Origin of the sequence: Streptomyces rhizoryzae, assembly GCF_023155275.1 — a bacterium.
GTDB classification, from domain to species: domain Bacteria; phylum Actinomycetota; class Actinomycetes; order Streptomycetales; family Streptomycetaceae; genus Streptomyces; species Streptomyces rhizoryzae.
This window is the reverse complement of record NZ_JALMUV010000022.1, coordinates 13,137-25,634: the sequence shown is the minus strand read 5'-3', so window position 1 is coordinate 25,634 and position 12,498 is coordinate 13,137. Positions and strand designations below refer to the sequence as shown.

Annotated in this window: 9 protein-coding genes; 6 read left to right on the top strand and 3 right to left on the bottom strand. The window is 74.8% G+C overall.

Annotation, left to right across the window (positions count from 1 at the left end; translation table 11 throughout):
• The first annotated feature begins 36 nt into the window (after positions 1–36).
• Positions 37–945, top strand: coding sequence for a LysR family transcriptional regulator (locus MUU72_RS18715; RefSeq protein ID WP_248014456.1), 909 nt, complete (start codon positions 37–39; stop codon positions 943–945).
• Between the two features lie 24 nt (positions 946–969).
• On the opposite strand, the gene MUU72_RS18710 is transcribed toward MUU72_RS18715, so the two are convergent.
• On the bottom strand, positions 970–2,025 hold the full coding sequence (locus MUU72_RS18710) for a PHP domain-containing protein (RefSeq protein ID WP_248014455.1): 1,056 nt from the start codon (positions 2,023–2,025) through the stop codon (positions 970–972).
• A 672-nt stretch (positions 2,026–2,697) separates the two neighbouring features.
• Between MUU72_RS18710 and MUU72_RS18705 the strand changes: the two genes are divergently transcribed.
• The 5 genes from MUU72_RS18705 (at position 2,698) to MUU72_RS18685 (ending at position 9,664) form a co-directional block, all read left to right on the top strand.
• Positions 2,698–2,913: a type A2 lanthipeptide gene (locus tag MUU72_RS18705; protein ID WP_248014454.1), complete on the top strand. Its 216-nt coding sequence runs from the start codon at positions 2,698–2,700 to the stop codon at positions 2,911–2,913.
• A 243-nt stretch (positions 2,914–3,156) separates the two neighbouring features.
• Positions 3,157–3,963: an HlyD family efflux transporter periplasmic adaptor subunit gene (locus MUU72_RS18700; RefSeq protein ID WP_248014453.1), complete on the top strand. Its 807-nt coding sequence runs from the start codon at positions 3,157–3,159 to the stop codon at positions 3,961–3,963.
• Positions 3,960–6,239, top strand: coding sequence for an NHLP family bacteriocin export ABC transporter peptidase/permease/ATPase subunit (locus tag MUU72_RS18695; RefSeq protein ID WP_248014452.1), 2,280 nt, complete (start codon positions 3,960–3,962; stop codon positions 6,237–6,239). The genes MUU72_RS18700 and MUU72_RS18695 overlap by 4 nt, the downstream gene beginning before the upstream one ends.
• 1 nt (position 6,240) lies before the next feature.
• Entirely contained in the window at positions 6,241–9,102 is a 2,862-nt protein-coding gene (locus tag MUU72_RS18690; RefSeq protein ID WP_372503190.1) for an NHLP bacteriocin export ABC transporter permease/ATPase subunit, read from the top strand.
• A gap of 88 nt (positions 9,103–9,190) precedes the next feature.
• Entirely contained in the window at positions 9,191–9,664 is a 474-nt protein-coding gene (locus MUU72_RS18685) for a cyclic nucleotide-binding domain-containing protein (RefSeq protein WP_248014451.1), read from the top strand.
• 40 nt (positions 9,665–9,704) lie between these two features.
• Here the strand turns inward: MUU72_RS18685 and MUU72_RS18680 are convergent, their stop codons facing one another.
• Positions 9,705–10,190, bottom strand: coding sequence for a hypothetical protein (locus MUU72_RS18680; protein WP_248014450.1), 486 nt, complete (start codon positions 10,188–10,190; stop codon positions 9,705–9,707).
• Between the two features lies 1 nt (position 10,191).
• Complete coding sequence (locus MUU72_RS18675) at positions 10,192–12,408, bottom strand: polymorphic toxin-type HINT domain-containing protein (RefSeq protein WP_248014449.1); 2,217 nt, start codon at positions 12,406–12,408, stop codon at positions 10,192–10,194.
• Positions 12,409–12,498: the final 90 nt, after the last annotated feature.

The window sequence follows — 12,498 nt, the reverse complement described above, 5'->3', positions numbered from 1 at the left end:
GGGGAGGAAGCGGGCGGACCCTGCGAAACTGGAACCATGATCGAAGCACGCCGGCTGCACATCCTCCGTGCGCTGGCCGACCACCGCACGGTGACCGCCGCGGCCGCCGCCCTCTACCTCACGCCCTCGGCCGTCTCCCAGCAGCTCGCCGCGCTGGAGCAGGAGACCGGCCACCGGCTCGTCGAGCGCGGCGCCCGCGGGGTCCGGCTGACGCCGGCCGGCGACATCCTGCTCGGCCACACCCACGCGGTGCTGGCCCAGCTGGAGCGCGCCGAGGCGGAGCTGGCCGCCTATGACCAGGGCGAGGCGGGCACGGTGACCGTCGCCGCCTTCGCGACCGGCATCGGGCTGGTGCTCGCCCCGGCCCTGGCCGAACTCGCCCGCTCCGCGCCCGGGATCCGCGTCCGGGTCCAGGACGCCGAGGGCGACGCGAGCCTGCCGATGGTCCTGGACCGGCAGGTCGACGTGGCGGTCGCGGTCGAGTACCGCGGCGCACCGGACGCGGACGACCCCAGGCTGACCCGCGTCCCGCTCTACGCCGAGCCGTTCGACGCGGTGCTGCCGCCGCGCCACCCGCTGGCCGGGGCGGCGGCGGTGCCGCTGGCCGGGCTCGCCAAGGACGACTGGATCGGTCCCTACTCCGGCAACCCCTGCCACGACGTGGTGGTGCTGGCCTGCGAGCACGCCGGGTTCCGGCCCCGGCTGACGCACTCCTCGGACGACTTCCGGGCGGTGGTGGCGCTGGCCTCGGCGGGCGCGGGGGTGGCGCTGGTGCCGCGCTCGGCGCTGCGCGGGATGGATCTGGGCGGGGTGGTGGTCCGGCCGGTGGACGGGGCGGCGCCCACCCGCCGGGTCTTCGCGGCGGTCCGGCGCGGGTCGGAGGACCACCCGCTGTTCCGCCCGGTGCTGGCCGCACTGCGTACGGCGGCGGCCGCCCAGGGGTGAGCCGCCCGCCCGGCCGGCGGCCCGTCAGCCGGTGACGGTTGCGCGGCCGGCCGGGCGGGGGGTGCGCCCGGTCCGCGTCCAGGTCGCCAGCTGGCGCGCCGTCCAGGTGGTGATGATCCGCTCCGCCGGGACGCCGCACTCCTCCGCCCGGGCGCAGCCGTAGTCCAGCCAGTCCAGCTGGCCGGGCGCGTGTGCGTCGCTGTCGATCGCGAAGAGGGTGCCGGCCGCCAGTGCCTGGCCGAGCAGCCGGCGCGGCGGGTCGAGGCGGTCCGGCCGGGAGTTGATCTCGACCGCGGTGCGGTGCTCGGCGCAGGCCGCGAACACCTCGGCGGCGTCGAACGCCGACTCCGGGCGGCCCCGCCCGGCGACCAGCCGCCCGGTGCAGTGGCCGAGCACGTCCACCAGCGGATTGCTCGCCGCGGCCACCATCCGCCGGGTCATCGGCCCCTTGTCCATCCGCAGTGCGGAGTGCACCGAGGCGACCACCACGTCCAGCTCGTCCAGCAGCTCCGGTTCCTGGTCGAGCGCGCCGTCGTCGAGGATGTCGCACTCGATGCCGGTCAGCAGCCGGAACGGCGCCAGCCGGGCGTTGACCTCCGCGACCAGCTCCAGCTGCCGGCGCAGCCGCTCGGCGGTCAGCCCGCGGGCGATGGTGAGCCGGGGGGAGTGGTCGGTCAGCGCGCACCAGGCGTGGCCGAGGTCGCGGGCGGCCAGCGCCATCGCCTCCACCGGGCTGCCGCCGTCCGACCAGTCCGAGTGCGTATGGCAGTCGCCGCGCACCGCCCGCCGCAGGGCCTGGCCGCGCCCGTCCCCGACCAGCGGGGCGGCGGCCTCCTCCTCCAGCCGCGCCAGATAGGCGGGGCGGTCCCCGGCCAGCGCCTCCTCGGCGACCCGGACGGTTTTCGGGCCCAGCCCCTTGAGGCGGCCCAGCGTGCCGTTCCCGGCCCGCTCGCGCAGTTCGTCGGCCGGCAGTCCGGCGAGCACCGCCGCGGCCGTGCGGAACGCCTGCACCCGGTACGTCACCGCCCCCTGCCGCTCCAGCAGGAACGCGATCCGGTCCAGCGCCGCCACGGGATCCACCTGACCACCGTGCACCGGACGGCGGCCGGCTGCCACCCCGGCCGCCCCGGCCACCGCCCTTACCGCAGTTATGCGAATATGTCCGTTCTCTGCCCGGTGAATCCGTTTCCAGTGGAATAGCGGTGGGCGGGTGGTGAGAATTCCGGTCATTACCGCACGGGACGCCATGGGAAATCATGTGCGGTTAAAACGTCCGCAACATCGCGGCTGTGCAGCGGAAACGCGAACCGGACTTCCCGGTCCGCCGGCCGACCGCCCGCAACCGAAAGCCCCGCGGCCTTCAGGAAATCTGCACACCGCATGCGCAGCCGCCTCGCGGGGTGGGGTTTGGCACTCCGGTCGCACCCCGCTGAGCAGCGACTTGGTGCCGGAATGTCCCATTCCGCTGGTGCCGTAACGACGGTCCGACGAAAAGGAAACCGGGGGAGGTGTGAAGAACCTTCGACCATGTGATGGACGCATGTACACGTCCGGTAATTCCGGGGCGCGGCGGCGTCCGGATCGACGCCGATCCGATTAGCAGGGCAACCCGCCCGCATGCTTTGATCCATCGCACCGCGGGAGTCGCCGGGGTTGCCGATATCGGGGGCCCGACTACCGTGGCCGCGGCCGGGTCACCCACCGGACGGCCCACCGCAGCTTTTTCTTGATATTGATCCGAAAGGAACCATCATGAACAACGCCCAGGTGCAGACCCAGGAAATCTCCGACGCCGACCTGGACAACGTGTCCGGTGGCCTCGTGGGCGGCGTGCTCAGCACCGTCACCACCACCGTTGACTCCGTCGCCCCGGTCTCGGGCGTCCTCAACACCGCCACCGGCCTGGTCCAGCAGACCACCGGCCTGAACGTCCAGGGCGTCGCGGGCAACCTCACCGCCGGTCTCTGACCCGGACCGGTCCGGTGCCGCCGCGCGGCACCGCCGGTACCGAGCGGTCGCAGCGGCAGCCGGCGCCCCCTCCCTGCCGGCCTGCCGCACCGAGTGCCCCGGAGTGTCCGGTTCCTTCACCGGACCCCGGGGCACCCGGCTGTCCGCCGCCGGTACCCTCGTCGGGACCCACCGCCGGACACCCGCGCCGGCGGCGTTCCGCCGTGTCCCCGTACCAGCCCGTGCAGTTGAGGACGAGTCCCCGTGCAGTTCCGCCAACAGGCCCTATCCAAGCTGCAATCGCCCGAGGAACTCGACCTCCCGGTGCGCTTCGCCCGCCCCCAGGGCTGGCTGGTGCTCGCCGTCACCGTCCTCGTCATGGTCGCCGCGACCGTCTGGGCGGTCACCGGCACGGTCACCTCGACCCTCACCGCCCCCGGCATCCTCACCCACGGCCACGGCAGCTACGTCCTCCAGAGCCCGGTCGCCGGCCAGGTGACCGCGGTCCTCGCCGACGAGGGCAAGCAGGTCGCCGCCAACGCGCCCCTGGTGAGGATACGCACCGCCCAGGGCACCACCACCGTCGTGCGCGCGCTCGCCGACGGCCGGCTCACCGCACTGGACGCCACCATCGGCTCGGTCGTCACCACCGGCACCGACCTCGCCTCCGTCGAGCGGACCACCGGCCGCCGCGACCCGCTGACCGCCACCCTCTACGTCCCCGCCGACAGCGCCGCCACCATCCCGCCCGGCGCCGCCGTCGACCTCACCGTCGCCTCCGCCCCCACCCAGCGGTTCGGCGTGCTGCGCGGCCACGTCGCGGCCATCGGCCGCGCCGCCCAGTCCCGGCAGCGGATCTCCGCGTTCCTCGGCAGCGCCCAACTCGGCGAGCAGTTCTCCCGGGCCGGCCGGCCCGTCGCCGTACTGGTCCGGCTCGACCCCGCGCCCACCGCCTCCGGCTACGCCTGGTCCACCTCCAACGGCCCGCCGTTCGCCCTGGACTCCATGACCCAGGCCACCGCCACCGTCCGCCTGGCCGCGCAGCACCCGATCGATTGGCTGCTCTCGTGACCGCCCCCGACACCTCCGCCGCGCCCCCGCAGCACCTCCCGCCCGCCGGCCGCGGCCGCCACCGCCCCGACGGCGCACCGCCCGCCCGCCGACGGAGGACGCCGGTCCCCGCCCCCAAGGCGAAGAAGGCCGTCCGGACCCCCACCGTCCTCCAGATGGAAGCGGTCGAGTGCGGCGCCGCCTCCCTGGCGATGGTCCTCGCCCACCACGGGCGGCACGTCCCGCTGGAGGAACTCCGGATCGCCTGCGGCGTCTCCCGCGACGGCTCCCGCGCCAGCAACCTCCTCAAGGCCGCCCGCAGTTACGGCCTGGCGGCCAAGGGCATGCAGATGGAACCGGCCGCGCTCGCCGAGGTCCAGGCCCCGGCCATCCTCTTCTGGGAGTTCAACCACTACGTCGTCTACGACGGCATGGGCCGCCGCCTCGGCCGCCGCGGCGTCCACCTCAACGACCCCGACAAGGGCCGCCGGTTCGTGCCCATGGAGGACTTCGACACCAGCTTCACCGGCGTCGTCCTGGTCTTCGAACCCACCGAAGCCTTCAGCCGGGGCGGACGCCGGCCCAGCGTCCTGGCCGCCCTGCCCGCCCGGCTCCGCGGCACCACCGGCACCCTGCTGGCCGCGCTGCTCGCCAGCCTGCTGCTGGTCGGCGTCGGCGCCGCGCTGCCCGCGCTCAGCCGCACCTACATCGACATGTTCCTGATCGGCAACCAGACCTCGCTGCTGGGGCCGCTGTTCGCCGCGATGACCGCGATGGTCGCCCTCACCGCCGTCCTCACCGGCCTCCAGCAGGCCAACCTGCTGCGCGGCCGGATCATCTCCTCGACCCTCAGCAGCGCCCGCTTCCTGCGCCACCTGCTGCGCCTGCCGGTCACCTTCTTCGCCCAGCGCTCACCCGCCGACCTCGTCCAGCGCCTCCAGTCCAACGACGCGGTCGCCGAAACCCTCGCCCGCGACCTGGCCGCGGCCGCCGTCGACGGCGTCGTCGTCGTCCTCTACGCGGTGCTGCTGTGGACCTACGACCCCCAACTCACCGTCATCGGCGTGCTGATCGCCCTGCTCAACGTCGTCGCCATGCGCATCGTCGTCCGGCTGCGCGCCACCCACACCCAGAAACTGCGCGCCGACACCGCCCGCCTCACCAACACCTCCTACACCGGCCTGACGCTCATCGAGACCATGAAGGCCACCGGCGGCGAGAACGGCTACTTCCGCCGCTGGGCCGGCCAGCACGCCACCACCCTGGAGGAGCAGCAGCGCCTGGGCATCCCCACCGCCTGGCTCGCCGTCGTCGCGCCCACCCTCGCCACCCTCAACAGCGCCCTGATCCTCTGGATCGGCGGGCTGCGCGCCGTCGAGGGCCACCTCTCCATCGGCCTGCTGGTCGCCTTCCAGGCCCTGGTCACCCGCTTCACCGCCCCGATCACCCGGCTCAACGGCGTCGCCGGCCGGATCCAGGACTTCGCCGCCGACGTCGCCCGCCTCAAGGACGTCGAGAGCTTCCCCGCCGACACCCACTACTCCCGCCCGGACGCGGACGCCGGCACCCGCCGCCTCAAGGGCCACGTCACCCTCGACCACGTCACGTTCGGCTACAGCCCGCTCGACAAGCCCCTGCTCACCGGCTTCTCCCTGGCCGTCGGCCCCGGCCGCCAAGTGGCCCTGGTCGGCGGCTCCGGCAGCGGCAAGTCCACCGTCTCCCGCCTCCTCTCCGGCCTCTACACGCCCTGGGAAGGCACCATCCGGATCGACGGCCGGCCGCTCGCCGACATCCCGCGCAGCGTGCTCGCCGCCTCGGTCTCCTTCGTCGACCAGGACATCTTCCTCTTCGAGGGCACCGTCCGGGACAACGTCGCCCTGTGGGACCCCTCCATACCGGACGACGCGGTGATCGCCGCCCTCCAGGACGCCGCCCTCTACGACGACGTCATCGCCCGCCGCCCCGACGGCATCCACAGCCGCGTCGAGCAGGACGGCCGCAACTTCTCCGGCGGCCAGCGGCAGCGCCTGGAGATCGCCCGGGCCCTCGTCCGGCGCCCCAGCATCCTCGTCCTGGACGAGGTCACCAGCGCCCTGGACGCCGAGACCGAGGCCGCCATCATGGACAACCTGCGCCGCCGCGGCTGCGCCTGCGTCATCATCGCCCACCGGCTGAGCACCGTCCGCGACAGCGACGAGATCGTGGTCCTGGACCACGGCACGGTCGTCGAACGCGGCCGGCACGCGGACCTGGTCGCCGCCGGGGGCGCCTACGCCGAGCTGGTCAAGGAGCACTGACGTGGCATCCGTACACCCGTCCCCGGACGCCGGAGCCACCGGAGCCACCGGACCGGCCGCGCCCGCCCCGCCCCCCGGCGACCCGGTCACCCACGCCCTGGGCGGCCTCGGCGCCCCCGCCGACCCCACCGGGCACCGCAACCTCCCCCTCGAAGGCCCGCACGTCGTCTGGCTCGTCACCGGCGGCACCCTCGACCTCTTCGCGGTGGACGCCGCCCAGGAAGGCCACTGGCACTTCCTCGGCCGCCTCGAAGCCGGCACCCTGCTGCTCGGCCCCGTCCAGGGCCCCCAGCACACCCTCGTCGGCCGCCCCTCGCCCGACTGCGGACTGCGCCGCATCCCGCTGCGCGAACTCCCCCCGCCCGCCCCCGGCCACGACGACCCCTACGGCACCGCCGCGCCCGGCCCGCTGGAGCACGCCTTCGCCCTCGGCACCGCCCGCGGCCTGGGCGTGCTGTTCGAGGCGCCGCTGGACGGCCGGCCCGCCGACGAGGCGGTGGCCGACGACGACGTCCTGTGGATGCCGGTACCGCCCGGCACCGTCCGCTACGGCGCCTCCTACAGCGCCGAGGCCGCCGCCGACCTGCTCATCGACCCGGCCCTGTGGCAGCGGATGGTCAACCAGCAGTACCGGCTGCTGTCCGCCGTCGACCGCTGGATCGAGCAGCTCGAACGCGCCCACGAGGACCGCGCGGCGGCCGGCATCAAGGCCGGCGAGGCCGTCCGGGAACGCGCCGACCGGGCCCTGCTGGCCGCCATCGGCAAGGACCGCGGCCAGCGCACCGCGGCCGGCCGCGACCGGGCCGGCGACGACCTCACCTTTGCGGTCTGCCGCAAGGTCGCCGCGGCCGCCGGCATCACCCTCACCGAACCCCCCAAGGGCGCCGCCGGCGACCGGGTCAGCCCGGTCGAACGGATCGCCCTGGCCTCCCGGATCCGCACCCGCGCGGTCCGCCTCGACGGCCCCTGGTGGCGCACCGACGCCGGCCCCCTGGTCGGCCACCGCGCCAAGTCCGGCGCCCCGGTGGCCCTGCTCTGGCGCCGCGGCCGCTACGAGGCGGTCAACCCGGTCTCCGGGCTGCGGATCCGGATCGGCAAGGACAACGCCGGGGAATTCGAACCACAGGCCGTGATGTTCTACCGGCCGCTGCCGGAACGCCCGCCGAACCTCTGGCGGCTGATGCGCTTCAGCCTCCGCGGCACCCGCACCGACCTGCGCAACCTCGCCCTGAGCGGCCTGGTCACGGTCGCCCTGGGCGCACTCGTCCCGATCGCCACCGGCAAGGTCCTCGGCGTCTACGTCCCGGCCGCCGCCCGCGGCCCGATCGTGCAGGTCTCCCTGGCCGTGATCATCTCCGGGGTGGTCGCCGCCGCGTTCACCCTGCTCCAGAACCTGACCGTGCTGCGCATCGAGGGCCGCATCGAGAGCACCCTCCAGCCCGCCGTCTGGGACCGGCTGCTGCGCCTGCCCACCACGTTCTTCGCCGCCCGCTCCACCGGCGAACTGGCCGGCGCCGCCATGGGCATCAGCGCCATCCGCCGCGTACTGGCCGGCGTCGGACCGGTCGCCGTCCAGGCCGCCACGGTCGGCGCGGTCAACCTCGTCCTGCTGCTCGTCTACAGCGTGCCGCTGGCGCTGGCCGCCCTGGCCATGCTGCTCGTCATCGGCGCGGTCTTCCTCATCATGGGCCTGTGGGAACTGCGCTGGCAGCGCCGGCTGGTGACGCTCGGCAACAAGCTCAACAACCAGGCGTTCCAGACCCTGCGCGGACTGCCGAAACTGCGCGTCGCGGCCGCCGAGTCCTTCGCCTACGCGGCCTGGGCCCGGGAGTTCGCCCGCTCTCGCGAACTCCAGCAGAAGGCCGGCCGGATCAAGAATCTCACCACCGTCCTCAACGCGGTCTACCTCCCGCTCTGCTCCCTCGCGCTGTTCATGCTGCTGGCCGGCCCGGCCCGCGGCAGCATGTCCGCCGGCTCCTTCCTGACCTTCAACACCTCGGTGACCATGCTGCTCACCTCGGTCACCCAGATCACCGGCGCCTTCGTCACGGCCGCCGCGGCCCTGCCGATGTTCGAACAGATCAAGCCGGTGCTGGAGGAGGCGCCCGAGGTGCGCGGCGGCAGCTCCCAGCCCGGCGTCCTCACCGGCGCCATCGAGGCCCGCAAACTCTCCTTCCGCTACAGCGAGGACGGCCCGCTCGTCCTCGACGACGTCACCCTCCAGGTCCGGCCCGGTGAGTTCGTGGCCGTGGTCGGCCCCAGCGGCTGCGGCAAGTCCACCCTGCTCCGCCTGCTCATCGGCTTCGACCGGCCGACCTCCGGCAGCGTCCTCTACGACGGCCAGGACCTCGCCGCCCTCGACCAGGCCGCCGTCCGCCGCCAGTGCGGGGTGGTGCTCCAGAACGCCCAGCCGCTCACCGGCTCCCTCCTGGAGTGCATCTGCGGCGCCGCGGAGTTCACCCAGGAAGAGGTCTGGGCGGCCGCCGAGATGGCCGGACTGGCCGAGGACATCAAGCGGATGCCGATGGGGCTGCACACCATGATCGCCGGCGGCGGGGCGATCTCCGGGGGCCAGCGCCAGCGCCTGATGATCGCCCAGGCGCTGGTCCGCCGCCCCCGCATCCTCTTCTTCGACGAGGCCACCAGCGCCCTGGACAACGAGACCCAGCGGATCGTCATCGACAGCACCCGCGCGCTCAGCGCCAGCCGGGTGGTCATCGCGCACCGCCTGTCCACGGTGCTGGACGCCGACCGGGTCCTCGTGATGGCCGAGGGCCGGATCGTGGAACAGGGCACCCCGGCCGAACTCCTCGCCGACACCGGCGGCCGGCTGCACGACCTGGTACGCCGGCAGAGGGTCTGAGCCCGCCCGGCCGGACCGGCCCTTGCGCCCCTCGTCCCTTGTGCCGCATAAGGTACGGACCACCGCGCACTGCCGGATGGAGGACGAGATGGCCACGGTCAAGCACCTGTTCGACGCGCTGCCCCCCGACCGGCGCCGCCGGCTGGCCGAACTGGCCCGCGAGGTGACGCTGCCCCGCGCCACCCGGGTCTTCGAGGAAGGCCGCCGGGCCGACCGCTTCTGGATCATCCGCTCCGGCCAGGTCACCCTGGACCAGCACGTCCCCGGCCGCCGCGCGGTCGTCGTGGAAACCCTCGGCCGCGACGAGGTCCTGGGCTGGTCCTGGCTCTTCCCGCCGCACATCTGGCACCTCGGCGCCCGGACCGTCGGCCCGGTGGAGGCCCTGGAGTTCGACGCCGGCCTCGTCCGCGCCCTCTGCGAGGACGACCCCGTCCTGGGCCGCGCCGTCTACCGCTACGTCGCCGAAACCGTCGCCGAACGCCTGCACCTCACCCGCACCCGCCTCCTCGACCTCTACGGCCCCCAGGGCAGCGGCGAGGAAGCCGGCGGCGACGACGTCTGAGCCCCGGCCCGCCCGCACCCCGCCGCGCTGCCCCGGCCGCCTACCGGCCCCCCTCCGCCGGCCCGGTCACCGCGGACGCCAACCCGGCCGCCTGCCCGGCCACGTCCGGATGGCCGTGCCGCCGCGCCCAGTCCGCCAGCTCGCCGAGCAGCCGCGCGCACTCCGCCCGGACCGCGGCCAGCGGAACCCCGCCGCTGCGGGCCTCGACGGCGCCCTCCCCGGTGCCGGAGACCAGCCCCGCCCGGTCGCAGACCCCCAGGGCCTCGACCCGGTCCGGACCGCCCGCCGGCGCCGGCACCAGCCGCACGTAGTACGGCCCCTCGCAGAAGTACACCTCGCCGGGCTCGCCCCGCCCGGCGCGTGCCACGGCCTCGCACAGCGAGCCGAGCACCGGCAGGGGGGCGTCGCTCCAGCCCGCCTCGGGGAAGTCCGTGCCCGCCAGGGTGAACCAGATCCGGCCCGACAGCTGCCGCGGCTCACCCGCGGCCACCTCAGGACCGGCCAGGGTCATGGTCAGCGCGGCCATGTCAGTCACTCCAGGGGACGAGCGGGTAGATCGACCGCATGGCGCCACCACCGCGCGGGATCTGGAACTGCACCATCTTGCCCTGCACCGTCGCCACCGCCTGGATCATCCCCGTCCCCGGGTCGTACCCGATCACCCGCGGGTTGTTCCCCAGCGCCTGCCGGGCGATCGCCGCCAGCTGAGCGTCGGTCATCTTCGCCGGCCAGAGGTCCTTCCGCGACGTCACCCCCGCCCCGCCGGGGAAGTGGTTGCTGCGCACGTGCGCGGTGTCCAGCCCCTCGTACTGCCGGGGGACGCGCACGCCCTTCAGGCTCTTGGCGTCGCGCTTCATCGCGCAGTTGTGCACCAGGACCGGGGTGTCGCCGGCCAGGACGAAATAGGTGTGCACACCCTCGACGCTGAGGTTGTAGGTGCGGGCGGCCGCGCGGTACGGGCGCACCTCCCGGACGGTCGCGGTGCCCCGCCCGGTCGTCTGGAGCCGGTCGCCGGGCCGCAGGGCGCCGGCCTGCCGCCAGCTGCCGGCCGCGGCGTCGTAGAACAGGTGGTGCGCGGTGGCGCGGATCGTGCCGGTGCCGTGCGGGCCGGCGATGGTGAGCCGGACGAAGTCGCGGTCGGTGTCGGTGACGATGACCGAGGCGACGCCGTGCCGCTGGAGGGCGCCGCTGCCCGGGGCGGCGTTGCGGATCCCGTCGCCGGCCCGGAGGCGTTCGATGGGCGCGGCACCGGAACCGGCCGTGAGCACCGGCGTCCCGGCCACGAAGCTGTCCCGGGCGCAGTCCGGCGAGGGGCCGGCGTTCTCCTTCGCGGTCTCGACGGCCCTCCGCCGGTCGGCCTGCTGCTCCTTGACCCGCTGTTCGATCTCGGCCAGGGCGAAGGCCATGGCCATGATCTGCACCTGGGCCCGGAAGCTGATCGTGTAGGGGATCCGGACCGGCCGGCGGGTCGCCCGGGCCTGGGCCTCCGCCTCCCGCTGCTTCTGCGCCTTGATGCGCTGGACGATCGGCGCCGTCCCCGCGGCGACGCAGCGCATCGTGCCGCCGCCGTTGACCGGCAGGGTCGCCGTCGCCGAACACCCGCCGCCGGACTCGCCGTTGACGGTCACCTGCGCCGTCATGGACGCGTTGACCGTCCCGGACAGCCGCGCGCCGGGGGCGGCGGTGGTGGAGGTGACCACGTTCTCGGTGACCGTGCAGGACTGCGCGCAGCTCAGATTGCCGGTCTGGTTGAAGGAGAAGCGGATCCCGAGGTCGACGGCGCCGCCCAGCGTCCGGGTCTGGCCGATCAGGTCGTCGTACGCCCTGCCGACCTGGTCCGCGGACATCGGTGTGAGGTCCGTCCCGCCGCTCCCCGTCCCGGCGGCCACCGGGAGCGCGGCGGCCGCGCCACCGGCCGGGCGCAGTGCGGCGGCCGCCGTCCGCACCGGGGAGCCGCTCCCGGCCGTGCCGCCCCCGGGCGCGGTGCCGCCCGCGGTGCCGAAGGGCTCCAGGCGCAGCACCCGGTAGGGCGCGGCCGCCGAGACGTACAGCCGCCCCTCCGGCGTCACCACGGACCGGGCCATCGGCCCGCCGGGCCGCACCGGGGCGGCCGGTGTCTGCGGGAAGGTCCTGATCCGGTCGAGCCCGGTCCACAGCCGGGACGCCAGCTCGGCGGGCGACCCGGGGACGTCCGCGAGGTGGCGGGCCAGCCGGCTGTCCCCGGTGACCCACTTGCCCTCCAGCGCCGACGCCGCCACGCCGCCCGGGAGGTCGGTCAGCAGGTCCTTCGGCGGCTTGGCGTAGGTCTTGCCGCCGACCCGCAGGACGCCGAACTGCCGCCCGTCCACGGTGAGTCGGCCGCGCGCCTCACCCCCGTCGGTGACGGTCACGTCCCACGCCGTTCCGCCGGGGGCGGAGCCGGTGTAGTGCGCCATCGGCTCCCCGGCGAGGTTGTAGAGCGCGAGGTAGAACGGGGCGCGGTCGCCCTCGGGGTCCTCCTCGGGCCCGGCCGCACGCCACAGCAGCGTCCCGGTGACGAGTGCGAGGACCAGGACGCAGGCCCCCGCGGCCAGCAGCCACGGCGGCCGCCGCCACCAGCTCTTCGGCGCCGGCGGCGCGGGCGGCGCCTGCGGGCCCGCCGCGGGCGCCGCCCACGGGTCGTACGGCGCCGGCGCGGCCCCGCTCCACGGCTCCTGCTGCCCGTCCCCGCGCTCCCCGCCCGTGCCCGGTGCTCCCCCGTACATCTCCGCCCCCCGCGGCTGCTAGTAATGGAACGTCGGTTTCCTGGTGCCCGATCCCCGGTCAACTGCCGGACCCTGTGCAGCGCAACGATC